This window comes from Vibrio sp. ED004 (assembly GCF_023206395.1).
GTDB lineage: Bacteria > Pseudomonadota > Gammaproteobacteria > Enterobacterales > Vibrionaceae > Vibrio.
Genome location: NZ_CP066149.1, coordinates 1,935,537 through 1,959,255 on the forward strand (window position 1 = coordinate 1,935,537; position 23,719 = coordinate 1,959,255).

Below are 23,719 nucleotides of genomic sequence, written 5' to 3' on the forward strand. Positions count from 1 at the left end.
TAATGAAAACACGTGACAAGATTGTTTACGCTGCTCTAGAGCTTTTTAATGAGCACGGCGAGCGTAGTATTACGACCAATCATATTGCTGAACACATCGAGATCAGCCCTGGTAACCTCTACTACCACTTCCGTAACAAACAAGAAATTGTCCGTGATATTTTTACCCTCTATTCTACTGAGTTACTCGAAAGGTTTACTCCTATCCAAGGGCAGAAAGAAAGCCTGACGTTGCTAAAGCACTATTTAGACTCTATTTTCACATTGATGTGGAAATACCGATTCTTTTACGCAAATCTTCCTGAAATCTTGTCTCGTGATGAGCAACTTCATCTCGATTACATGGCTGTTCAAGAAAGATTGCAAACCAACCTTGTTGATATCATGAGAGCCTTTGTTGAGTTGAACTTGCTCAAAGCAACGGATGCGGAGATGAAGTCGATGGTGACTTCTCTTCACTTGATCGCATCGGGTTGGCTAGCGTACCAGTCTGCGATGTCTCCAAAAGCGCAAATAACAGAGCAAGTTGTTCATAAAGGAATGTTGCAGATGATCGCCACCGTTAAACCGATTGCGACAGATCAAGGTTTTGAGCAGCTGACATTATTGGAAGATGGTGTGAGGGCTTTGAACTCTAAGTAGAAAGATACGGGTAACGAAGAGCGGGAAAGAACAGATTCGAGTAACGAGATACGAGTAAACGAAAAGCAGGGTATAGCGGCGACTAGGCTAGAGTTTTTTATGTCACGTTTGACTCTAACCTTGTATCGGCTTTCATGCTTTTTGTATCTCGGTGACTCGAACCTTGCGTCTGCTCCTAAGCTCTTCGTATCTCGGTTACTCGCATCTCGTATCTGCTCTTATCTGATCAACCAACTCTTCGGGTTCTGAGCTTGGCTGTTTCTGCGAATCTCAAAGTACAGCGATGGACGTGTTTGACCGCCTGTGTCACCGGCTAGAGCAATAGCTTCACCTGCTTTAACTTTGTCACCTTCTTTTTTTAGTAGTGCTTGGTTAAAGCCATAGAGCGTCATATCGCCTTTACCATGGTCAAGCAGTACCACTAAGCCATAACCACGTAGATACTCGGCGAACACAACCGTTCCGGAATAAACTGATTTTACTTGCTGACCGTATTTGGCGTTGATCACCATGCCTTTCCAGTTAACTTGACCCGTTTGGCGTGAACCATAGCTGTGCAGAACTTTATCTTTGATTGGCCAAGGCAGTTTTCCTTTACGCTTAGCTAAACCGTCCATAGGTACAGCATTACGTCTTTCACGAGCAGCCTTCTCAGCTTTCGCTATTTCAGCTTTCAGGCGCGTTTCATTGCGCTGAAGTTCTGCCAAATAGTTTTTGTCACCCGAAATGTTTTTCTTGATGCTACCAACGGTTTTCTTACGTTGTGTTTGGGTTTTGGCTAAAGTATCGCGCTTGGTGGTTTGTTGTTTTAATAGTGTTGCTATTTGTTCTTGTTCAAGTTGGCGTTGCTTATGGCTTTCTTCTAACTCAAGTTGAGTTTGTTCAATCGTTTTGATTGTTGCAGAGCGGGCTTTAGCAAGATGTTGGTAATAATGGCTGATGCGATCTTCTTCAACGCCAGTATTTAGGATGTGCGATGAGGCTTTAGCACGGCTTGTCATGTAGTAAGTCTGAATCAGTTGCTCTAGCTTATCGGTATGGACTTTTTTCTGTGCTGTGAGTGCTTTGATCTTAGTGTCTAAGTTCGCAATATTAGCATTAGCGGTATTCAGCTGCTTCTTACTGTCTAGGATAGCTTTTTCAAGCGAGGCTATGGAGAGCTCTTGCTTTTTAAGACTAGCTTGTAGGCTATCGAGTTTTTTCTGTTGTGAGGATAGGTTTTTTTGTTGGCGAGATATCTCGCTAGATACACCTTTCAATTCACCTTGAGATGCAGCAAATGACGATGTAGATAAAAGAGTAACACATAGGTTCGCTGATATCAGGAGAGTCGAACTAATAGCTCGAATTTGTTTCATCATTATCGTCATTTAGTTGTTATTCATCTACTTGTAGGTTGTTTGTTTTCTATTCGAATCTCATCGATGCTCGCAATTCCTATCGCATCTTGATACTCGTCTCCCGCTACTGCTGCTTAAATCCCATCACCATGGATGAAGTTTTGAGAGCGGCCATTGAACCCCTGATCCATGTCTAAAGATGGCTTGTCAGTCTTTGGTTTACCGACAATCTTTGCTGGCACGCCCGCCACGGTAGTATGAGGTGGTACAGCCTGTAGAACTACAGAGCAAGAGCCAATCTTAGCGCCTTCACCCACTTCAATATTGCCAAGGATTTTCGCGCCTGCACCAATCATTACGCCTTCACGGATTTTAGGGTGGCGATCACCGCCTTCTTTACCGGTACCACCAAGGGTCACGTCCTGAAGAATCGATACGTCATTTTCGACTACTGCCGTCTCACCAATAACAATGCCTGTTGCGTGGTCTAGCATGATTGCTTTGCCGATACGTGCGGCCGGGTGGATATCTACTTGGCAAGCGACTGAAATTTGGTTTTGCAGATAAGTGGCAAGTGCGATACGGCCTTGCTTCCATAGCCAGTTAGCGACTCGGTAACCTTGCAGAGCATGGTAGCCTTTAAGATAAAGTAGAGGCATTGAATACATCTCTACCGCCGGATCTCGAGTCACTGTTGCACAAATATCACAAGCTGCAGCATCAATAATCGATTGGTCTTGCTTAAATGCTTGTTCTACCACTTCACGCACTGCCATTGCAGGCATTGAGGCAGTCTTTAACTTGTTTGCCAGAATATAACTGAGCGCGGCGCCCAAGCTTTCGTGGTTGATGATCGTGGCATGGTAAAAACTCGCAAGCATAGGCTCTTGCTCTGACTGCTGTCGAGCTTCCTTCACAATGCATTGCCAAACTTTTTGTTGTTCACAGTGTTTCATTTTTCCATCCATCTTATCTATTTCATTCCATGACTTGATGCGCGATGTTAGCGCTCTGACTTTTTGTCTCGAGCAAGTAAATCTTGCGCCGCTAAGTGAGCATCTTTCCCTTGATACAGCACTTGGTAAATTTGTTCAACAATTGGCATCTCAACGCCCATGCGTTCTGATAGTAACCAAACTTCTTTGGTGTTGCGATAACCTTCGACCACTTGGCCGATTTCTTCTTGCGCCGTGTCGACGTCTTTACCTGAACCTAGCGCTAAACCAAAGCGACGGTTGCGCGATTGATTATCGGTACATGTCAGTACTAAATCGCCTAATCCAGCCATACCCATGAAAGTTTCTGGTTGTGCACCAAGAGCTGCACCCAGTCGGCTCATCTCTGCTAAACCACGGGTAATTAACGCTGTACGTGCATTAGCACCAAAGCCAATACCATCCGACATGCCAGCACCAATCGCGATAACGTTTTTAACGGCACCACCAAGCTGCATACCAATGAAATCTGAGTTTGCGTATACGCGGAACGTTTTGCCACAGTGAATTTTTTCTTGCAGCTCTTCTAAGAAGCTCTCATCCGGTGAAGCTACTGAAATAGCGGTCGGCATACCCATCGCTAGTTCTTTGGCGAAAGTAGGGCCAGATAGAACCGCTAGAGAGTAACTGTCACCAAGCACATCGCGTGCGACATCTTTAAGTAGTCGGCCAGTCTCTGGTTCCAATCCTTTTGTAGCCCAGCAGATACGAGAGCTATCAGATAAATGAGGCTTTAGACTATTTAAGACGATGCCAAACACGTGGCTAGGAACTACAACTAGGAGGTCACGACTGGCAGTTACTGCCTTCTCAAGGTCTGATTCAATGATCAGGCTTTCTGGAAAGTCGATATTAGGAAGAAACTCATTATTTGCGCGCTCTGAGTCAAGACGTGCCATGTGGATAGGATCGTGTCCCCAAAGAACAACGTTTGCACCGTTACGCGCTAGAGATATGGCTAAAGAGGTTCCGTAAGAACCAGCGCCAATGACTGTCATGGCGATCTCTTTGCCGTACGCGCTGTCTTTACCGTAAGCGTTTGCTGTGTTAGTCGGGCGAGTTGTGTCTGTCATGCTTCCTCCTAAAAATAATGAGGGAAATCGAAGAATTCTGGAAAAGCTTCCTAACAATCAGAAGGCTTTCTATCTTATTACAGTGTAAAGAAAAAATGCACATCGCAGAAGTTACGATGTGCATTTAAGAGTTAACTAGTGTTTGAAACGTTAGGATTAAGTTCTACTTTCAGATTTAAGCCTGCTCGCCTTCAGCTTGTTGAGCTTGGTTCTGTAGGTAGTTCATGAACAAAGCATCGAAGTTGACAGGTGCTAGGTTCAGTTGTGGGAACGTACCTTTAACCACTAGGCTAGAGATTGTTTCACGAGCGTATGGGAATAGGATGTTCGGGCAGAATGCACCTAGGCAATGTGCTAATTGACCTGCTTCCATTTCGCTTGCAGAGAAGATACCACCTTGCTGAACTTCACAAAGGAATGCTGTATCATCTGCGTTCTTCACCGTAACTGTTAGGCGTAGGATTACTTCGTAAACACCCTGGCCAAGTTCACGACTTTGAGTATCTAGGTCCAGTTTTACATCTGGATTCCACTCTTTTTGAAACATGTCTGGAGAGTTTGGCGCTTCGAAAGATACGTCTTTTAGGAAAATACGTTGGATTGCGAAGTTCTGTTGTGCGTCTTGTTGTGCTGCTTCAGCCATTTTCTTGTCCTTAAAAATTTAAATTAGGCTTTATTCACTATATTTGTCGAACAAAGCCCGAAAGTTTGTTGATTAGGTCAGCTTACTTTTTGCCTTTTACCAAAGGTAGGTTAGCTTCGCTCCAAGCCACTAGGCCACTTTTCAGCACGCTTACGTTTTCGAAGCCTGCTTTAACTAACAAATTAGCGCTTTCTTGAGCGGTTTGACCTGTCTTGCATACTACGATGATTGGGTCAGCTTTGCGGCTTTCAAGGCTACCTAAGTTATTTGATTTGATGTCTGACGGTAAAATGTGAAGTGCGTCAGTAATATGGCCCTTTTTGAACTCATCCTTAGTACGAATATCAACCACAACGCCATTTTCACGGTTAATCATGTGTGTGGTTTGCGCTGCAGTGATCTCTTTGTAGACTGCGTTTGATGTTTTGATTACGTTCGCAATGATGGCAACAACTAAGCCGATCCATACGATGGCTAAAATCATATTCTCTTGAACAAATGGCACTAACTCTTGCATATCTTGAACTCTTATTCGTTATTGGGCGAAAAATTATAGGGTAGGAGTATAGCGAGATTTGGAGTTTGGTGTACATAGAGATTTGAACCTTTGAACAGCATCAGCAGCAAAGTTTAACGATTTTTTTTGATTATATTTTCCGTTAGATAGATAATGGCCTCATTTACATTTTTAAATTTTAATGCGTAGTGTGGTTTTCGCTTTGTTACCAACGGGCGGTAGCTTGTTTGGTAGAGAGGCCTACACTGTGCATAGTCCATGAATCAAAATAAGTTAGGTTAGGGGTTTCTAGTGAAGATATTAGTCACTGGCGGTGCTGGTTTTATCGGTTCTGCAGTTGTTCGCTACATTATCAACAATACATCGAACAGCGTTATAAACGTTGATAAGCTCACTTATGCGGGGAACTTAGAGTCACTTGTCGATGTTGATTCAAATGAACGTTATGCATTCGAACAAGTAGATATTTGTAATCGTTCAGAGCTTGACCGTGTTTTTGCAGAGCATAAACCGGATGCGGTAATGCACTTAGCCGCTGAGTCGCATGTTGACCGCTCTATCACCGGTCCAGCTGCATTTATTGAAACGAACGTAGTTGGAACATATACGCTACTAGAAGCGACTCGTGAGTACTGGAATACACTGGAAGATCAAGCGAAAGCAGAGTTTCGCTTCCACCATATCTCTACAGACGAAGTCTATGGTGACCTTCCTCACCCAGACGAGGTTCCAGAAGGTGCTGAGCTACCAATGTTCTTGGAGACGACATCTTATGAACCGTCTAGCCCTTACTCTGCTTCAAAAGCATCAAGTGACCATTTGGTTCGTGCGTGGCTTCGTACTTATGGCCTGCCAACTATTGTCACTAATTGTTCAAATAACTATGGCCCGTACCATTTTCCTGAAAAATTGATACCACTTGTCATCTTAAATGCTCTAGAAGGAAAAGACCTTCCTATTTACGGTAAAGGTGACCAGATTCGTGACTGGTTGTTTGTAGAAGATCATGCTCGAGCGCTCTACAAAGTCGTGACCGAGGGTAAAGTCGGTGAGACCTATAATATTGGTGGTCATAACGAAAAGCAGAATCTTGAAGTGGTTAATACTATTTGTGACATCCTTGATACGCTAGTACCGAAAGAGAGCAAATACGCAGAGCAAATCACCTACGTTCAAGACCGCCCAGGTCACGACCGTCGTTATGCTATTGACTCATCTAAAATGCAATGTGAATTGGGTTGGACACCGGAGGAGACTTTCGAAACGGGTCTTCGTAAAACAGTTCAATGGTACCTCGATAACGCTAAGTGGTGTCAAAATGTGCAAGATGGTAGCTACCAACGTGAGCGCCTGGGTGTAGTAGCAGGAGATATGAAGTAATGAAAGGTATCGTATTAGCTGGTGGTTCTGGTACTCGTCTATACCCACTTACACGTGGTGTGTCGAAACAACTCTTGCCAATTTATGACAAACCAATGGTGTTCTATCCAATCTCGACATTAATGCTTGCTGGTATTAAAGATATTTTGATCATCACAACACCTGAAGATAACGCTGGCTTTCAGCGTTTGCTTGGGGATGGCTCTGATTTTGGTATTAATCTTGAGTATGCAATTCAGCCTAGTCCTGATGGCTTAGCTCAAGCTTTCATTATTGGCGAAGAGTTTATTGGTGATGACAGTGTGTGTTTGGTTCTGGGTGATAATATCTTTTACGGTCAGTCATTTTCACAAACCCTACAAAATGCAGCTTCAAGAGAGGCTGGTGCAACCGTTTTTGGCTATCAAGTTAAGGACCCAGAGCGCTTTGGTGTCGTGGAATTTGATGAAAACATGAAAGCGATATCTATCGAAGAGAAGCCGGAAAAACCAAAATCTAATTACGCAGTTACGGGACTGTATTTTTATGATAACCGAGTCGTTGAAATGGCCAAACAAGTGAAGCCGTCTGAACGAGGAGAGTTGGAAATTACCACGCTCAATGAAATGTATCTCAATGATGGTTCATTAAACGTAGAATTACTAGGTCGTGGTTTTGCGTGGTTAGACACAGGTACACATGAGAGCCTACACGAGGCATCCTCTTTCGTGCAAACTATTGAGCACGTACAAGGATTAAAGGTAGCTTGTTTGGAAGAGATCGCTTGGCGTAATGGTTGGTTGAGTGATGAGCAGGTCAAAGCATTGGCTAAGCCAATGATGAAAAATGAATATGGTCAGTATTTATCCCGTTTATTGCTTGAAAATAGGAAGTAATTGGAATGAAAGTGCTTATTACTGGCGGTGGTGGACAAGTTGCTAAAGTTCTTGTCAAGCAATTGGGTCATAAGCACCATTTGACTTGCTTTGATAGAAGCGAACTAGATATCACGAGTGAAGAGTCATTAGTTCGTTGCCTGTCGCTAATAAAGCCTGATGTTGTTATTAATACCGCCGCCTATACGGCGGTTGATAAGGCTGAAAGTGAGCCGGACTTAGCTTTTGATGTTAATGGAGAAGGTGTAAAAAAACTGTCTGGTATTTGCAACCGATTTGATTGCGTGTTGATACACTTGTCAACTGATTATGTATATGACGGTGATATTGAAGGTTTACACTGTGAAAGCGAAGAAGCCAACCCAAAAACAGTTTATGGGAAAAGCAAACTTCTCGGCGAAAGCTATATTCAAAAGGCTTGTAGTAAATATCTGATTATCAGAACTTCTTGGTTATTTAGTGATTATGGTAATAACTTCTTAAAAACAATATTTAAGCTACTAGAAAAAGGCAATAGTGTTTCAGTTGTTAATGACCAATTTGGTTCACCAACGAGTTGTTATAACTTAGCTTCTTTCATCGAAGAAATATTATTAACTCTCGAGGAAAATTCAAATGATGATATTTGGGGGGTATACAATTATTCTGATTCACCAGCAACAAACTGGTACGAATTCTCGAAGAAAATTGAAAAGGTGATGGATAAATGTACAACATCAAAAATAATACCGATACCCTCAAGTGATTATTGTTCACCTGCCGACCGTCCAAAAAACTCAAAACTGAATTGTAATAAAATATTAAGAGCATTTGGTTCAAAGAGTAGGAGTTGGGAAGGTGAGGTTGAACTTCTCGTCGAAAAATTATTAAAAGGTACAAAATGAAAGTTATTGACACAAATATAGCTGATGTAAAGATTATTGAGCCTCAAGTTTTTGGGGATGAGCGTGGCTTTTTTATGGAAACTTGGCAACAAAAGAAATTTGAAGAACTTGTTGCTCAGCGTACTTTTGTCCAAGACAATCATTCAAAATCATCAAAAGGGATTTTGCGAGGCCTCCATTACCAAACAGAAAACACTCAAGGTAAATTAGTAAGAGTAATTTCTGGAGAGGTGTATGATGTTGCGGTCGATTTGAGAAAGTCTTCTGAGACATTTGGGCAATGGGTTGGGGTTGTTCTATCTGCGTCGAATAACAGGCAGCTTTGGGTCCCAGAAGGTTTTGCTCATGGATTCTATGTTATGAGTGAAGAGGCCGAGTTTGTATATAAGTGCACCGATTACTATAATGCTTCAGCCGAACATTCACTGATCTGGAATGACTCAGAGATAGGGATAGAATGGCCTATTGCTAGCGACTCTAAACCGTTACTTTCAGAAAAGGATCGCAATGGTAAAGTTTTAGCAGAAGCAGAGGTTTTTGAGTAATGGCTACTTTTAGCGGCTCTCCAAAAGAGTCATTAAAGAGTCTTATCAGAAATAAAACACTGATTATTTCGCTAGTAAAGCGAGATGTTATTATTAGGTACAAAGGCTCGTTATTTGGTTGGCTATGGTCATTTTTAACACCGTTGTTCATGTTATCAGTATACACACTAGTTTTTGGAGAAATTTTAAAAGTTAAGTGGCATTCGGGGGGGAATGAGGTTCCTGGTCAATTTGCAATGTTACTTTTTGCTGGTTTAATAATATTCAATATGTTTTCTGAGTGTATTAATAGGTCACCAATTACCATATTATCAAATGTTAACTATGTAAAAAAAATAGTATTTCCTCTTGAGATTCTACCAGTAGTAACGGTTCTTTCTACCCTGTTTCATGCGGTTGTTAGCCTTTTGGTTTGGGTGGTTGTGTATATGATATTATTTGGATTCCCTCATAAAACCTTATTGCTTGCTCCTGTTACTTTAATACCTATAGTATTACTTGTATCAGGATTCTCCTTCATTCTTTCTGCTCTTGGTGTATTTGTCCGTGACATAAACCAAGTAGTTGGGTTGATATGTACAGGGTTAATGTTTTTATCTCCGATATTTTACCCGATAAGTTCCTTACCAACGCAATATCAGTTCATTGTTAGTCTTAACCCTTTGACTTTACCGATTGAAGAGTTTCGCAAGGTAGCTTTCTTTGGGGAAAATCCTGATCTCATATCCATTTCTATATACTTAGTTATTGCAATATTGATTAATTTTGTTGGATTTTATTTTTTCCAAAAGACAAGAAAGGCCTTTGCAGATGTCCTCTAATATTGCTATTGAAGTCAAAGATGTATCTAAGAGCTTTCAGGTTTATGAAAGGCCAATAGATAGGTTGAAGCAGTTATTTATTCCAAGGATCAAGAACTGTTTTGGTATGCAATCTACAACCTACTATCGAGATTTCGCGGCACTGAGCGGTGTTAGCTTCTCTATAAATAAAGGTGAGACTGTTGGTATTGTTGGTAGAAATGGTTCAGGGAAGTCTACCATTTTACAAATTATATGCGGAACTTTATCGGCAAACAACGGTGTAGTTTCGACCTGTGGGCGAATCGCCGCATTGCTTGAATTAGGCTCTGGGTTTAATCCAGAATTTACTGGGCGCGAAAATGTTTATATGAATGCAGCAATTCTCGGGTTATCTCGAGAAGAAACCAAAAAGAAGTTTCCTGCCATTGAACAGTTTGCGGATATCGGTGATTTTATTGACCAGCCAGTAAAAACTTATTCCAGTGGCATGGTTGTTAGGCTCGCATTTGCTGTTTCAATCAATGTTGAACCAGAGATACTAATAGTTGATGAAGCTTTAGCTGTAGGCGATGAACTATTTCAAAGGAAGTGTTTCTCAAGAATAGAGGAAATAAAAAAACAGGGGGCTACAATACTGTTCGTATCTCATTCAGGTTCCACAATCATTGAACTTTGTGATCGTGCTATTCTAATGGATAGTGGCGAAAAAATAGCAATCGGTAGCCCAAAAGAGATTGTGAATAGTTACCAAAAATTGCTTTATGCGCCAGAAGATAAGCAGAAAGAGATTAGAGAGGAAGTGATACGCTGCTCAAATTCTCAATCAACAGATACCCACACTCCAAAAGCCCAACATGCACAAGAAAAAGATGAGAAGGCTATTGAATTCTTGGACCCTAACCTGATTCCAGAAAGCACGATTGAATATGAAAGTCATGGTGCTATTATTTCATCGCCTAGGGTTTTAACTGAAGATGGCATCGAAGTAAATAACTTGGTAAGAGGTCGGTCTTACAAGTTTAGTTATCAAGTAGAATTTAATTCAGATTTCGATAATGTTCGATTTGGCATGTTAATTAAATCACTTTCTGGTGTTGAACTTGGAGGCTCTGTATCTTCGTCAGGTGACTCAGAAATAAAAGGAAGCCTAGGCGATAAAATCGATATTGAGTTTACATTTCAATGTCTGCTTAATCCTGGAGTATATTTCCTAAACTCTGGAGTATTAGGTAATGTCAATGGTATAGAGACATATATACACCGATTGATCGACGTATCTATGTTTAGAGTTATACCTGAAGTAGGTCTGTTGTCTACAGGAATTATGGACTTCAACTGTCGTTGTCAGCTGACTCGAGGGGGTAAATAAAGTGGCAAAGTCGAGATTACTTGTCGTCTTGGGCGTTCCTCGGAGTGGCACAAGTGCTATAACCAGAGCGTTAAAAGTTTTTGGAGCAAGTTTTGGTCAAGATTTGATTGAAGCGAAGCAGAATATAAATGATAAAGGCTTCTGGGAAGATAAAGCGGTACTTAACTTAAATGAAGACATCTTGAGGGCTCTGAATACATCATGGAGTAACCTAAAGCCAATAACAAAAGGTTGCTTTGACTCTGATGACTTCACGAAGTTTAAGGTTGAAGCTGAATCTCTAATTAAAGATAAAGTAAGAAATGGCAGGATCTTAGCATTAAAAGAACCAAGAATTACAAAGTTGTTGCCTTTCTGGGAAATGATATTCGAGTCTTGCGATATATCTGTTAGTTATGTAGTTGCTCTTCGCCACCCTTCAGACGTATTAAATTCTTTTGTCCGTCAAGAGAATATTATGGTAAGAAGCATAGATATTATACCTTCAAATGTCTATTTAATATGGTTGTCTTACCTAGTTTCAACTATACCGCTTTTCTTAAGCAAGTCTGATGTGATGGTGGTTAGCTATAATGATTTGCTGAATGATCCTCAAGGGATCGTTTTTTCTTTATCGCGTAAGTTAAATATTGATGTTAATGAAACTGAACTTGTGGAGTATAGCCAAAGCTTCTTAAGTAAAGGATTAAACCACGCTCAAGGAGGAAATAACCTTAGTGGTGAGTTTAATGAAATTATTATCGAGTTATATAATGTGTTGTTGGAAGTATCAAGAAATACAACGACTTCTTGTTCTCTGCAACAAATAAAAAGTTTAGAAAAAATTAAGTATAACTTCGATAATATTTCGTCTTTTCTATCGTTAACTGATAACTACAGGGAGGCTTTGTTTTCTGAAATTTGTGAAAATAGAAGTCTATCTGACGAGAACTCAGAAAAGCAACAATTGATTTATGATAATAATCGTTATATCGATGAGTTAAAAAGTAAAATTGAGTTGAACCACTCTGAAATTAAGAGTCAGAGAAGTGAGATTGAGATTGAGATTGAGATTCAGATAAGTAAAATTGAAACTCAAAGAAGCGAGATCGAGGCCAACAATCAAAGATTACAAGAGTGTAATGATGAAATTAGTCGGATTCTAAATTCAAAATCAATGAGAATCACTAAGCCTCTAAGGTTTTTGGTTGAGCTTTTGAATAGAGTGAATAAAAAATGAGATGCAGTAAAGAATCAAATGTAATGAAAAGAGCGGCTTTTTATCTTTTTTATGATAAGGATGGAATTGTAGATGATTACATTATTCACAAGTTAGCAGAACTAAGAAAAAGTACTGACTCTATTTTTGTCGTATCCAACTCAGCCCTTTCTATTTCTAGTCGAAATAAACTCGAAACAGTCTCTGATGTCGTATACTGCAGAGAAAATATTGGGTTTGATGTATGGGCTTATAAGGAGGCTTTAGAGGTTTTTGGTCAAGAAGCCTTGCTTGAATACGATGAAATAATCTTGTTGAACTACACGTTTTTTGGGCCTATTTTCCCATTCGAAGAAATGTTTGAGTGGTCTGAATCACAGGACATCGATTTTTGGGGTGTTAGTGATCATAAGCAAATGGTGCCTAATCCTTTTACTGGAGAAGGCGTTCTACCTAGACACATTCAATCTCACTTCATAGCAATACGAAGAAAATTATTTTCATCCCAAGAGTTCTTTAAGTACTGGGATGAAATGCCTATGATTAATTCGTATGTCGATTCAGTACTAATGCATGAGTCAAGGTTTACTGAGCATTTTCATTCAAAAGGTTATTCTTTTAATGTTTATTGTAACTCAGAAAATTACCCTTCAGATTACCCTACGTTTATAAATGTTGATCAAACAATAAAGGATCGGTGCCCTATATTAAAGCGTAGGTTATTTTTCCATGACCCTAACTGGTTAGATGTCAATTGTGTTGATTTAAACAAAGCGATTAGTATTATTGATGAAACCTCTGATTTTAATATGGATCATATCTGGTCTAATGTTTCTAGAACCACTAGTCCTCGCACGTTACTGACAAACGCGGAACTGTTGAAGGTATTTCCATCTGAGAGCACAGATGATCTAGACTGTAAAAAACGTATTGCAGTAATTGCACACATTTATTACTCAGATATGTGTGATGAAATCAAAGATTATTTGGATAATATACCGAGTGATTTCGACTTATTTATTACTACGGCTTCTGAAAAAGATAAGATAGAAATAGAATCTGTTTTTGAAAGTTACGTTAAAAATGTAGAAGTAAGGGTCGTTGAATTTAATCGAGGTCGTGATATATCATCTCTTCTTATTTCATGTAAAGACATAGTTCTAGATGGTCAATATGATTTGATATGTAGACTTCACTCGAAGAAAAGTCCACAGAATGGCTATAATAATTCACAATACTTTAAATATCACATGTACGATAATCTGCTTCATTCAAAAGGTTACGTTAAGAACCTATTGAATTTCATGATTAGAAATGAACAAGTGGGTATTATGTCACCAAGCTTAGTACACATAGGATACCCTACTATGGGACATTCATGGTTTGAAAATAAGAGTGTTTGTGAAAAATATGCTGAATTATTAGGTATCAAAGTTCCGTTTGATGAAAACACACCACATGCTGCTTATGGAACCATGTACTGGTTTAAACCTAAAGCGTTAAAGCGCCTTTTTACTTATGAATGGAAGTGGTCTGATTTCAATGAAGAACCTTTTCATGTCGATGGTTCCTTGTCTCATGCTATTGAACGATTGATTCATTATTGCGCACACAACGATGGGTACTTGGCATATAATACTTCGACAATCCGATCTATTGAAAAAAGCTACTTGAAGCTTGAGCATAAATATCAAGATATTATGTCTACACTTTCTAATGGTGACTTATTGTATCAAGTAAATAAGCTAAAAAATATGGATGATTTTGAAGAGAAAGTCGCTTGCTTATTAAATGAAAAAGAAATTCTTGAAAAGCAAATTAGTCAAATTAAGATGTCATCATCTTGGCGGTTAACTTTGCCAATTAGAAAGCTAAAATTGGCTATGTCTTTTTTTATTAATAAGATTAAAATATGAAACGAGTAATTTTCTATCTTTTTTATGATGAAAGTGGTATTGTCGATGATTATGTAATATATAAGTTGTCTCAATTGAGACAGTTTTCTGAAAACATAATTGTTATTTCAAACTCTCAACTAACGAGTAAATCGAAATTAAGTTTAGAGTCAGTTTCTGATACTCTAATTGTAAGAGAGAATATCGGATTTGACGTTTGGGGCTATAAAGAAGGACTAGATTTTCTAGGGGATAAAAAATATGCTTATGATGAAGCTATATTTTTAAACTATACTTTTTTTGGTCCTATCTATCCTTTTGAAGAGTTATTTAGCTGGTCAGAGTGCCTAAATTCTGATTTTTGGGGGATTTCAGATCATAAAGAGATAAATCCTAACCCTTTTACTGGTAAAGGTACTTTGCCACGACATATACAATCGCATTTTATTGCTGTAAAAAAGCGTTTGTTACACTCTGCTGAGTTTGCTCATTATTGGTCTAGCATGCCAATGATCCATTCATATCAAGACTCAATACTGCAGCACGAGTCTAAGTTCACAGACTACTTTTATAGGAAAGGTTACAGTTTTGATGTCTACTGTAATTCGGAAAATTACACTTCTGATTACCCGACTTTTATAGAGATCACTGAAACGTTGAAAAATAGGTGCCCAATATTAAAGCGGAGGCCATTTTTCCATGATCCTCTTTGGCTTGATCGAAATGCTATCGATCTCAGAGAGACTTTGAGGATAGTAAAGCAAGAAACAAACTATGATTTGGGTCTTATCGATAAAAACTTACTTCGAACAGTAAAGCCAAAGGATCTAGCAACAAATCTAACCCTTACTAAAATATTTGATACGCATTCTGAAGAATCAGTTGATCCAAGTGTCAATATTGCTGTTTTAGCTCATGTCTATTACCCAGAAATGATGGGAGAGATGCTTAGTTATATAGAGAATATCCCTACAGAATATGATTTATATATAACAACGGCTAAAAGCGAAAGTAAGCGCCAAATTCTAGATTATCTTTCTGGGGTGAGCCACCGTGCTACAAATGTTGAAGTTCGAGTAATGCACGAGAATAGGGGAAGGGATATCAGTGCATTAGTTATTGAGTGTCGCGATGTCGTTCTTGAAAAAAATTATGATTTGATTTGTAGGTTACATTCAAAAAAATCACCTCAAAATGATGTGAATCAGTCACTTCATTTTAAAAAACAAATGTATGATAACTTGGTTGTTAATCGTGCCTATACTTCAAAGCTGATTAACTTTATGACTAGTAATGACAACGTTGGCTTTGTTTCGCCTTCAATGGTACATGTTGGTTATCCTACACTTGGTCATAGCTGGTTTACGAATCGTCCTAAGGCGATGGAGATTGCTAGGCGACTCAAATTGTCAGTTCCTTTTGATGACTTTTCCCCTTTTGCTGCTTATGGAACCATGTTTTGGTTTAAGCCAGATTCGATGAAAAGGTTGTTTGAAGAAGAATGGAGTTGGGGAGAGTTTAATGCAGAACCTGGGCACAACGATGGCTCTCTTTCTCATGTTATTGAAAGGTTGATGGTTTACCTAGTTCATGACTCTGGATACATTAGTTACAATGCAATGTCATCTCAAATGGCTGAATTTAACTATGCGAAGTTAGAATATAAAGCTCAAAGGCTGCTTTCTAACTTTCCCGATGGTGATGTACATAAACAAGTCCACCTACTAGAATCAGGTGCAGGAATGTCTGTAGACAAAAACTTACCATTGTTCCGAAAATTAATCCGTGTTTGTAAGTATGACGTTATGGAAAACCATCCTAATTGGATTCCGAAGCTCAGAAAACCATATCATATTTGCGTAAAGTTATATTTAAAGTTAAGTGGGATATTCAAATGAAAATTGCAGTGACTGGTGCTAATGGTTACATCGGTAGAAATGTTGTTAAAGAACTTTTGAATTACGGTCATGAAGTCGTTTCAATAATATTTGAGGGGGAAAACCCCCATGAGTATTTAGGGGGCTCTTCTGTTGTCTATGCTGATATTTTTTCTATGTCAGATTCAATGATTGAAAAAGAATTCTCGGACTGTGATGCTTTGTGTCATCTTGCTTGGCAGGCTGGCTTTAATCACCAGGACCCTTCGCATATCCAAAACGTTGTAAAGCATTTTAATTTTGTTGACGGTGTTGCTAAGGTTGGTGTGAAAAATATTACGGTAGCCGGAACTATGCATGAAGTGGGGTACCACGTTGGTCCAATTGATGAGAATACTCCGTGTAACCCTTTAAACCCTTACGGTATTGCGAAAAACTTTCTCCGTCAATCGTTGCTTTGTGACGCTGGACGACAGGGATATAACTTGCAGTGGTTGAGATTTTATTACATCACTGGTGATGACAAGTATAGTAATTCTATTTTTAGTAAGATCTTGAATGCTGTCGAAGAAGGTAAGAAAACATTCCCATTAAATAGTGGTGAAATGCTTTATGATTTTATCGATATTAAATGTTTATCTGCACAAATTCGAGAAAGTATAGAGTCGGGTATACCTGGGGTTGTAAATTGCTCAAGTGGCGTACCAACTAGTTTGCGTACTGCTGTTGAGTCTTTTATAAAGGATAATAACTTAGATATTAAACCTGAATATAATGTATTTCCTTCAAGGCCATACGACTCGATGGCAGTCTGGGGAAAGAAATAGAAGCTATACTTTTATTTCTTAATCGGTTATTTTTTAGGATGTAACCTGTTGTTTACAGCGAGGGGAAACTCTCGAAAGAACTTACTAGGTCTTAATTTGATTTACAATATTCAAGCACTGAGAGGGATTGCTGCATTTTTAGTGCTTCTAATACACTTAATGTCAACACATCCATCAGTCAGTATCGGGAAATTACATCATCTGTTTGGTTGGGTAGGCCCTGTTGGCGTAGACATATTCTTTGTTATTTCTGGCTTTGTTGTAACGTTGTGTGCAAACAAAGCATCTGAAAGAAAAGACTTTAAGAACGCGTTCAATTTTATAATGAAACGCTTACTTCGAGTTTATCCTCTTTATTGGGTGGTTTTTATAGCTGCTTCTATTTTTGGTGCTAATTTATATTTATCACCTGAGTGGCTTCCTAAAGAATCGGAAATAAATTTGTTTTTTCTTTTAAAAGAAACAAACTATAAAGTAATGGCCGCGTGGACTCTACATTATGAACTGTACTTTTATTTACTTTTAGGGTTTGTTCTTATTTTAGCACCGGTTAATTTTTGGAAGTCAATTGCAGTTATTGCAGTTATCCAAATGGCAGTGTTCATCTTTACTAAATTGCATTGGTTGTCTGGGTATGAAAGTATATTATTCTCGAGTGGATTTTTGATAGAGTTTACTTTAGGTGGGATTATCGCTTTTCTTTTCAAAACTGGCCATATATATAAACCGAAGTTATCTTTGATTCTAGGTCTTATTCTTTTCTCTATAGCAATCTATAGTCATGCTAATTTTGCTGAAACATACTGGTCTATCGAGTGGAGAATATTTTTTGCTATATCTTCGGCATTTTTGATATATGGTTTTATCGGTCTTGAGGTAAAGGATAAATATGTGTTACCTAAGTTTATTCAGTCTCTTGGCGATTGTTCTTACTCTCTTTATGTGTGGCATCAATTTATTTTTGCATGCTTGTTTTATTGGTTTAGTCAGCTCTCTTTGATCCCAGAATCAAAATTACTATTGGTCTTAATGCTCTCTATGTGGATGCTAATAGCTCTGGCTGTCGGAAAATTAAGTTATACCTTTATTGAAAAACCAATAATGTCTTTGGCTAGTAGAAAGTTTAATTAGTGTTGTGAATGTGAGTTTGATGAGTCCAGAAAGTGATTTTTCAGTAGTAGTGTGTACCTACAGGCCTAATGCTTACCTAATTGAACAGCTTCACTCAATTAACTCTAGCATGCCTGGTATTCCGGTCACTATATTCGATGATAGTGAACAAATAGACGATACTTTGAGCTTAATAAAAGAGTCATCTTTATCTAATGTACGGGTTTTTCCTGGTGCGAAGCGCGGTTCTGCATGCGAAAATTTTGTTTATGGATTAAGTGCTATCGATTCTAAATGGGTCTTTCTATCAGATCAGGATGATGTTTGGGAAATGAGTAAAGTACAAGAGTACATGAATGTCATCCGTAACTTAGATTCTGACTTACCTCAAATTATATTCTCTGATGCCTCATTGATTGATGAAGCTGGTGAGGTTATCGATGATAGCTTCTTTAGATATCAAGGTTTGTCAGATAAGGTGCTAGAGAGTGATGATATTTTGTTCAGAAACTGCGTACAAGGAGCGACGCTTTGCTTGAACAACAAAATGTTAGATTTACTCAGAAATTCCTTAGATGGGGAGAGTGCTAGCCAACTTGCTATGCATGATTGGTGGATAGCTATCCTCTCGAGGTATTTGGGGAATTGGACCTTTATTGATAAGCCTTTAATTCGTTATAGGCAACACAGTGCAAATCTCGTAGGAGCGCAGAAGGAATCTAATGTGTTGTTAAATATACTAAGGAACCCTATTCGCTTATACAATAATGTTAGAAGCTTAAAGTGTCAATATAAGTTATGGACTAGAGTATCTGAACGGTTGAAAGTTTATAATAATGGTAAGCGAAACCTTTCGCCTCTCTCTAAATGCAAGTTAATTGCTATGAAGCTTATGTTGTAATTAAAGATAAATAGTGCTGCATATTTTTATTTTAATGTGCAGTGCTTTTCTCTAAAATATTTTTGAAATCCGTAAGGTGCATATATTTATGCTTAATGTCGAATTAATGGCTCAGATAAAACTTTATATCAAGTAAATACTTCCCATATGATACTATGAACTACTTTTAATATCGGGTTCAACGAATATTTTTTTGTGTGAAATATTTCAAAAGTAGGAATTACTTACCTCGATTTATTTTAAAAAGTATACTTTATATCGTAGTTAACTTTTTAATTTTTTGAATAACCAGTTGGTGCATCTAACAGAATTTGCATAATACATTCTTCATCGAAGTTATGGCAGCAGATATCAAGCTGTGTCAATAAAGGGTGCATTTCATTCCAACTGAGCATCTGCTCTTTTGCCATCATTATTTTCTGATGCCCACTACCTTCGACATTATCTCCGATCAAAAGCTCTTCATAGAGCTTTTCTCCTGGGCGTAACCCAGTGAACTTTATAGAAATATCACCTTCCTGTTGCTCCCCTTCAATATGTTCCTGCATACCCATGAGGTGAATCATTCTTTTAGCTAGGTCTAAAATCTTTACAGGTTCCCCCATATCCAGAACAAAGACCTGCCCGTTGTGCCCCATGGCACCGGCTTGGATAACAAGCTGAGCGGCTTCTGGTATCAGCATAAAGTAACGAATGATGTCAGGGTGGGTTACGGTTACTGGTCCACCTTTATTGATTTGCTTCTTGAATAGTGGGACAACGGAGCCAGAGGAACCCAATACATTGCCAAAGCGCACCATGGTGAAAGTGGTGGTATTTTGCTTATCGGCCAAGGCTTGAAGAACCAATTCAGCCATGCGTTTGGTCGCACCCATTACGTTCGTTGGTCTTACTGCTTTATCTGTCGAGATGAGCGTAAAGTTTTTCACACCTGTTTGGATCGCTGCTTCAGCACAAGCAAGCGTACCAAAAACATTGTTGCGAACACCCTCAACGATATTATCTTCTACTAAAGGAACGTGCTTATAGGCAGCCGCATGATAAACTGTTTCAACGTTATGCGCAGCCATCACTTTTTCCAAGCGGTTCTGCCTTTGAACGGAGCCAAGAATCGCAACAATTTGAGTATCGCTTTTTAAGTTTACCTTTGTAGAATTGAGTTCTTGATCGATCTTATAAAGATTGTATTCATTGAGTTCAAACAAAACGAGAGTTTTTGGCTTCTGAGAGAGGATTTGGCGACATAATTCAGAGCCGATAGAACCACCAGCACCAGTCACCATTACATTTTTGTTGGCTATGTTTTGTGCTAGAAGCGCTTGGTCTGGATCAACAGCTGCTCTACCGAGTAGATCGGCAACGTCAAGATCTTTCACTTCCGTTGCTGTCGCTTTACCTGCGGCTATTTCTTCCACGGATGGCACAGATTGCAGCGCTATAGGCCAGTGTGATAATTTCTCCACTAATCTCAAGCGCTCACCTTTATTGATTCCATTAATGGCTAAAAGTAGCTTTACCGGTTGATAAAGTGATTGGAGGTGTTCAAATTCACTTGGGTGGTGGACTTTAAGCCCAAATAATATTTGACCGGATTTTCTTATGTCATCATCTAACATAATGACTGGGTTGTATTCATCTCCTTGAATTAAAGCGTAGGCCAGATCTCTTCCGGTTGCACCAGCACCATAGATGAAAACATTAGGCTTTTTTCGCTTATACAGTTGATAGTATATTGTTCGAATTAATATGCGAGGTCCACCTAAAGCAAGAGTTGCTAAACCAGCGTATATAAACGGTACACTTCTAGGTATGAACGTTTGAAAGAAAAAACCACAGAGGACAAGTGTTAGTGTGGATACAAATACACCAAGAAAAATATTCCCAACGGCAGGGAGCATCATATACCGTAGTACAGCTCGATACATACCTAGCTTCATAAAACTCAATATAGTAATAAGAACTGTACAGATTAGAGTAATGACTTCGTCTAAACCTGAAGAGAAGGTAATAGTGCCAAGCCTTAGCGCAATACTCAGGTAGAGTGATATTGTTATTGCACAAATATCATACAGCACACTAATTAGTCTTTTGTTAGAGCGTTTTGCATTGAGGAGAGTATAGATAGGTCTTAGCATTGTGGTGTTGTTAGGAGGTAAACTCCATCCTGGTTGTTTTTCTTATGGAGCATAAGGTTATGGGTATAGTATATTGGGATTTTTGATTTGTTGCTAGTTGGTATCTAGCCGATTGTGAGCTTCTTAAGGAATTCTAGGTATGAAAGTTTGTGTGCTGTTAGCTGTGTGTAATGGTGAGACATATTTAAGAGAGCAGCTTGAGAGTATCTTGCACCAGAAAGAAGTAAGTGTTGATGTTTATGTCTGCTTAGATAGCTCTCAAGATTCGTCACAGAGCATATTATCTGAATATGCTACTCGTTATCAAAATATCATTTTGCACTCACAAGATATTAAGTTTGGTAGCGCAGGACAAAACTTTTTATATATGCTTAAAACAGTAGATTTTTCATCTTATGACTACATTTGTTTTTCCGATCAAGATGACTATTGGTTGGATGGTAAACTACATAACGCTATAAAGAAGATTAGAAGCTCTAATGCTGATGGTTATTCAAGTAATGTAACTGCGTTTTGGGAAAATGATCGACAGGTTGATATTCGTAAGAGTTACGCTCAGGTGTACTTTGATTACATATTTGAATCTTCAGGTCCCGGCTGCACTTTTGTGCTTACTTATGAATTAGCACATGACATTCAGTCTTTTTTAGAAAGTGCCGGGGATAAAGTCAAAGATATCTGGTTGCATGACTGGTTTTGTTATGCCTATGCTCGAAGCAATGATTATAGTTGGGTAATTGATCAATCTAGCTATCTGCTTTACCGCCAACACGATAGTAATTCTGTTGGCGCGAATGTTAATTTTGGTGCTAAGTTCTCGCGCTTAAGAGAGGTCTTAAACGGCTCGGCTTTAGACAAAGTTATGTTACAGAGTGACATACTTGGTATTAATGCAGAACTACCAGTAAAACTACTGAAAAATAACACTGTTTTTTCATACTTTAGACTTGCACTACTAGCTTCTAAATGTCGAAGGAAACCTTCGGAAAAGGTTTTCTTTTTCTTTGTTATGATTTTGTTGGGAATTAAGAGACTAATGAAGTGAATAAAATATTGTTAACAGGTTCTTCTGGGTTTATAGGCTCTCATTTTTTGCAGAATTGCCCACTACCAATAGTGAGTGTTAAGAGGTCTGCAGAAAAAAACTCAACGAGTGATACTTTTTATATCACCTCTTTAGATCAAGGAACATCTTGGTCTGGTGCGTTCCGAGGAATAAGTACAGTTGTTCACTTGGCTGCTGTTGCCCACTCAAAACGTTGTTCTATTCAATCTGTTTATGATGTAAATGTTGAAGGAACTGTTAACTTAGCAAAGTCTGCTGCTCATGCAGGGGTTAAGCGTTTCATTTTTTTGAGTTCTATTGGTGTTCTCGGAGGGTATACAGAGAAGGGGAATAAATTTTCAAAAAAATCCCCTGTTCAAGCAGGTAATACTTATACTAAATCAAAGTTGGAAGCTGAAAAAAGACTTAGAGATATAGAGAAAGATACTGGTATGGAAGTGGTTGTTATTCGTGCGCCGCTAGTTTACGGCCCAAATGCCCCTGGTAGTTTTTCTCAGCTCAAGAAATTGGTGAGTATAGTACCGCTTTTACCATTTGGTTGCATCGACAACCGAAGAGATTTCATATCCGTTGATAATCTTGTTGATTTAATTTCTTGCTGTAGCCAACACCCTAATGCAGCAGGGCAAACATTTCTCGCGTCAGATGATTATACATTGAGTTTACGCCAGTTTATTTCGTATATTGCTGATGGTCTGGAAAAAAGGTGTATCCAAATTCCAATACCTGTTTTTGTATATCAGTTTCTGGCACAGCTATTTAAAAAGCACAAGTTAATGGAACAATTGGTTCTTAACCTTGAAGTTGATATTTCGGATACGAAAAAAAGCCTTAATTGGATTCCACCTTACCACCCACAGTACACTATGGGGCAACTAAAGAGAGGTCTTAAATGATCAGACTAATTGATTTCTTTCTTGCATTGTTTGGCCTGCTGTTCCTTTGGCCTGTTTTTGTTGTCATTTGTATTCTTGGTTACTTTGACACAGGCTCTCCAGTCTTTTTTCAAACTCGAGTAGGGCGTAACAAAAAGCCATTTACCTTAGTGAAATTCCGCACTATGCCGGTAGAAACACAATCAGTGGCAACTCACTTGGTGGGGGCGAACTCAGTGACTAAATTGGGTGGGTTCTTACGCAAGACTAAGCTGGATGAACTACCACAGTTATACAACGTCCTGAAAGGCGAAATGAGTCTCGTTGGCCCGCGACCATGCTTATTCAACCAGCAAGAGCTCATCGATGAAAGAGAGTCGAGAGGCGTGCTGGCGGTAAGCCCCGGTGTTACGGGGTTGGCTCAAATCAATGATATCGATATGTCGACACCTAAGCTACTTGCTGAGTGGGATAAGCGTATGCTCGATACACTGAATGTTAAACTTTACTTCCAATACATCATTCAAACAGTGTTAGGCAAAGGCTCTGGCGATAGAGTTTAATTAACAGTGGTTTACGCTCTCTTATAATCATAGGTACAGGCCTGTGCGTTATACCAACATAGCTTTGTTGACCTACACCATAACCTCTAAGGTCATTTTTATGTGACGCTATTTCCTAAATAATGCTTTATAAGGTATTGCTTATGATTTACTCATTTACTTGATTGTGGTTATTATCTATCATGATCAATCAGTTGTTTAAGCTGA

22 protein-coding genes are annotated in these 23,719 nt (G+C 38.9%); 16 read left to right on the forward strand and 6 right to left on the reverse strand.

What is annotated here, in order from left to right:
- The first annotated feature begins 2 nt into the window (after positions 1 to 2).
- Positions 3 to 641, forward strand: a complete 639-nt coding sequence (locus ITG10_RS08760; RefSeq protein ID WP_017632730.1) for a TetR/AcrR family transcriptional regulator — start codon at positions 3 to 5, stop codon at positions 639 to 641.
- A gap of 218 nt (positions 642 to 859) precedes the next feature.
- Here the strand turns inward: ITG10_RS08760 and ITG10_RS08765 are convergent, their stop codons facing one another.
- From ITG10_RS08765 to ITG10_RS08785, 5 genes are all read right to left on the reverse strand, one after another.
- Positions 860 to 2,011, reverse strand: coding sequence for a peptidoglycan DD-metalloendopeptidase family protein (locus ITG10_RS08765; protein ID WP_248386321.1), 1,152 nt, complete (start codon positions 2,009 to 2,011; stop codon positions 860 to 862).
- 104 nt (positions 2,012 to 2,115) lie between these two features.
- Positions 2,116 to 2,937 carry a serine O-acetyltransferase gene (gene cysE / locus ITG10_RS08770; protein WP_048612489.1) on the reverse strand — a complete coding sequence of 274 codons (822 nt, stop codon included), beginning with the start codon at positions 2,935 to 2,937 and terminating at the stop codon, positions 2,116 to 2,118.
- Positions 2,938 to 2,984: 47 nt separating this feature from the next.
- The gene (gene gpsA, locus ITG10_RS08775) at positions 2,985 to 4,049 is read right to left on the reverse strand and encodes an NAD(P)H-dependent glycerol-3-phosphate dehydrogenase (RefSeq protein ID WP_017632732.1); all 1,065 of its coding nucleotides are present in this window, start codon (positions 4,047 to 4,049) and stop codon (positions 2,985 to 2,987) included.
- A gap of 175 nt (positions 4,050 to 4,224) precedes the next feature.
- A complete protein-coding gene (gene secB, locus ITG10_RS08780) occupies positions 4,225 to 4,692 on the reverse strand; it encodes a protein-export chaperone SecB (protein WP_004741403.1) in 468 nt (155 codons plus the stop codon).
- Between the two features lie 82 nt (positions 4,693 to 4,774).
- Complete coding sequence (locus ITG10_RS08785) at positions 4,775 to 5,209, reverse strand: rhodanese-like domain-containing protein (protein WP_017632733.1); 435 nt, start codon at positions 5,207 to 5,209, stop codon at positions 4,775 to 4,777.
- Between the two features lie 291 nt (positions 5,210 to 5,500).
- On the opposite strand from ITG10_RS08785, the gene rfbB reads away from it, so the two are divergent.
- From rfbB to ITG10_RS08845, 12 genes are all read left to right on the forward strand, one after another.
- Positions 5,501 to 6,589 (forward strand): dTDP-glucose 4,6-dehydratase, encoded by a 1,089-nt coding sequence (gene rfbB / locus ITG10_RS08790; protein ID WP_017632734.1) that lies wholly within the window; start codon positions 5,501 to 5,503, stop codon positions 6,587 to 6,589.
- Positions 6,589 to 7,464: a glucose-1-phosphate thymidylyltransferase RfbA gene (gene rfbA / locus ITG10_RS08795; RefSeq protein WP_017632735.1), complete on the forward strand. Its 876-nt coding sequence runs from the start codon at positions 6,589 to 6,591 to the stop codon at positions 7,462 to 7,464. The genes rfbB and rfbA overlap by 1 nt, the downstream gene beginning before the upstream one ends.
- A gap of 5 nt (positions 7,465 to 7,469) precedes the next feature.
- The gene (gene rfbD, locus ITG10_RS08800) at positions 7,470 to 8,348 is read left to right on the forward strand and encodes a dTDP-4-dehydrorhamnose reductase (RefSeq protein ID WP_248386322.1); all 879 of its coding nucleotides are present in this window, start codon (positions 7,470 to 7,472) and stop codon (positions 8,346 to 8,348) included.
- Entirely contained in the window at positions 8,345 to 8,893 is a 549-nt protein-coding gene (rfbC, locus tag ITG10_RS08805) for a dTDP-4-dehydrorhamnose 3,5-epimerase (protein WP_123284215.1), read from the forward strand. Before rfbD ends, rfbC begins: the two co-directional genes overlap by 4 nt.
- Complete coding sequence (locus ITG10_RS08810; RefSeq protein ID WP_248386323.1) at positions 8,893 to 9,714, forward strand: ABC transporter permease; 822 nt, start codon at positions 8,893 to 8,895, stop codon at positions 9,712 to 9,714. The genes rfbC and ITG10_RS08810 overlap by 1 nt, the downstream gene beginning before the upstream one ends.
- Positions 9,704 to 11,065 (forward strand): ABC transporter ATP-binding protein, encoded by a 1,362-nt coding sequence (locus tag ITG10_RS08815; RefSeq protein ID WP_248386324.1) that lies wholly within the window; start codon positions 9,704 to 9,706, stop codon positions 11,063 to 11,065. Before ITG10_RS08810 ends, ITG10_RS08815 begins: the two co-directional genes overlap by 11 nt.
- A gap of 1 nt (position 11,066) precedes the next feature.
- Positions 11,067 to 12,284, forward strand: coding sequence for a sulfotransferase domain-containing protein (locus ITG10_RS08820; protein ID WP_248386325.1), 1,218 nt, complete (start codon positions 11,067 to 11,069; stop codon positions 12,282 to 12,284).
- 23 nt (positions 12,285 to 12,307) lie between these two features.
- Complete coding sequence (locus ITG10_RS08825; RefSeq protein WP_248386326.1) at positions 12,308 to 14,179, forward strand: rhamnan synthesis F family protein; 1,872 nt, start codon at positions 12,308 to 12,310, stop codon at positions 14,177 to 14,179.
- Entirely contained in the window at positions 14,176 to 16,056 is a 1,881-nt protein-coding gene (locus ITG10_RS08830) for a rhamnan synthesis F family protein (protein ID WP_248386327.1), read from the forward strand. Before ITG10_RS08825 ends, ITG10_RS08830 begins: the two co-directional genes overlap by 4 nt.
- A complete protein-coding gene (locus ITG10_RS08835; RefSeq protein WP_248386328.1) occupies positions 16,053 to 16,862 on the forward strand; it encodes an NAD(P)-dependent oxidoreductase in 810 nt (269 codons plus the stop codon). The genes ITG10_RS08830 and ITG10_RS08835 overlap by 4 nt, the downstream gene beginning before the upstream one ends.
- A 96-nt stretch (positions 16,863 to 16,958) precedes the next feature.
- Positions 16,959 to 17,993 (forward strand): acyltransferase, encoded by a 1,035-nt coding sequence (locus tag ITG10_RS08840; RefSeq protein WP_248386329.1) that lies wholly within the window; start codon positions 16,959 to 16,961, stop codon positions 17,991 to 17,993.
- A gap of 19 nt (positions 17,994 to 18,012) precedes the next feature.
- Positions 18,013 to 18,873 carry a glycosyltransferase gene (locus ITG10_RS08845; protein WP_248386330.1) on the forward strand — a complete coding sequence of 287 codons (861 nt, stop codon included), beginning with the start codon at positions 18,013 to 18,015 and terminating at the stop codon, positions 18,871 to 18,873.
- Between the two features lie 272 nt (positions 18,874 to 19,145).
- On the opposite strand, the gene ITG10_RS08850 is transcribed toward ITG10_RS08845, so the two are convergent.
- Positions 19,146 to 21,008 (reverse strand): nucleoside-diphosphate sugar epimerase/dehydratase, encoded by a 1,863-nt coding sequence (locus ITG10_RS08850; protein WP_017629893.1) that lies wholly within the window; start codon positions 21,006 to 21,008, stop codon positions 19,146 to 19,148.
- A gap of 139 nt (positions 21,009 to 21,147) precedes the next feature.
- Between ITG10_RS08850 and ITG10_RS08855 the strand changes: the two genes are divergently transcribed.
- From ITG10_RS08855 to ITG10_RS08865, 3 genes are read left to right on the forward strand one after another with little or no spacing between them, the layout of a single operon-like run.
- Positions 21,148 to 22,053 (forward strand): glycosyltransferase, encoded by a 906-nt coding sequence (locus ITG10_RS08855; protein ID WP_017629892.1) that lies wholly within the window; start codon positions 21,148 to 21,150, stop codon positions 22,051 to 22,053.
- Positions 22,050 to 22,970 carry an NAD-dependent epimerase/dehydratase family protein gene (locus ITG10_RS08860; protein ID WP_248386331.1) on the forward strand — a complete coding sequence of 307 codons (921 nt, stop codon included), beginning with the start codon at positions 22,050 to 22,052 and terminating at the stop codon, positions 22,968 to 22,970. The genes ITG10_RS08855 and ITG10_RS08860 overlap by 4 nt, the downstream gene beginning before the upstream one ends.
- A complete protein-coding gene (locus ITG10_RS08865) occupies positions 22,967 to 23,512 on the forward strand; it encodes a sugar transferase (RefSeq protein ID WP_017629891.1) in 546 nt (181 codons plus the stop codon). Before ITG10_RS08860 ends, ITG10_RS08865 begins: the two co-directional genes overlap by 4 nt.
- Positions 23,513 to 23,719 lie beyond the last annotated feature (207 nt).

Excerpts from the sequence above, each read along its gene's own strand:
- ITG10_RS08855 (WP_017629892.1), top strand. The coding sequence starts at position 21,148 with ATGAAAGTTTGTGTGCTGTTAGCTGTGTGTAATGGTGAGACATATTTA.
- ITG10_RS08785 (WP_017632733.1), bottom strand. The coding sequence starts at position 5,209 with ATGCAAGAGTTAGTGCCATTTGTTCAAGAGAATATGATTTTAGCCATC.
- cysE (WP_048612489.1), bottom strand. The coding sequence starts at position 2,937 with ATGAAACACTGTGAACAACAAAAAGTTTGGCAATGCATTGTGAAGGAA.
- ITG10_RS08865 (WP_017629891.1), top strand. The coding sequence starts at position 22,967 with ATGATCAGACTAATTGATTTCTTTCTTGCATTGTTTGGCCTGCTGTTC.
- rfbD (WP_248386322.1), top strand. The coding sequence starts at position 7,470 with ATGAAAGTGCTTATTACTGGCGGTGGTGGACAAGTTGCTAAAGTTCTT.
- secB (WP_004741403.1), bottom strand. The coding sequence starts at position 4,692 with ATGGCTGAAGCAGCACAACAAGACGCACAACAGAACTTCGCAATCCAA.
- gpsA (WP_017632732.1), bottom strand. The coding sequence starts at position 4,049 with ATGACAGACACAACTCGCCCGACTAACACAGCAAACGCTTACGGTAAA.
- rfbA (WP_017632735.1), top strand. The coding sequence starts at position 6,589 with ATGAAAGGTATCGTATTAGCTGGTGGTTCTGGTACTCGTCTATACCCA.
- ITG10_RS08825 (WP_248386326.1), top strand. The coding sequence starts at position 12,308 with ATGAAAAGAGCGGCTTTTTATCTTTTTTATGATAAGGATGGAATTGTA.
- ITG10_RS08815 (WP_248386324.1), top strand. The coding sequence starts at position 9,704 with ATGTCCTCTAATATTGCTATTGAAGTCAAAGATGTATCTAAGAGCTTT.
- ITG10_RS08810 (WP_248386323.1), top strand. The coding sequence starts at position 8,893 with ATGGCTACTTTTAGCGGCTCTCCAAAAGAGTCATTAAAGAGTCTTATC.
- ITG10_RS08850 (WP_017629893.1), bottom strand. The coding sequence starts at position 21,008 with ATGCTAAGACCTATCTATACTCTCCTCAATGCAAAACGCTCTAACAAA.
- ITG10_RS08845 (WP_248386330.1), top strand. The coding sequence starts at position 18,013 with ATGAGTCCAGAAAGTGATTTTTCAGTAGTAGTGTGTACCTACAGGCCT.
- rfbC (WP_123284215.1), top strand. The coding sequence starts at position 8,345 with ATGAAAGTTATTGACACAAATATAGCTGATGTAAAGATTATTGAGCCT.
- ITG10_RS08760 (WP_017632730.1), top strand. The coding sequence starts at position 3 with ATGAAAACACGTGACAAGATTGTTTACGCTGCTCTAGAGCTTTTTAAT.
- ITG10_RS08765 (WP_248386321.1), bottom strand. The coding sequence starts at position 2,011 with ATGACGATAATGATGAAACAAATTCGAGCTATTAGTTCGACTCTCCTG.
- ITG10_RS08830 (WP_248386327.1), top strand. The coding sequence starts at position 14,176 with ATGAAACGAGTAATTTTCTATCTTTTTTATGATGAAAGTGGTATTGTC.
- ITG10_RS08835 (WP_248386328.1), top strand. The coding sequence starts at position 16,053 with ATGAAAATTGCAGTGACTGGTGCTAATGGTTACATCGGTAGAAATGTT.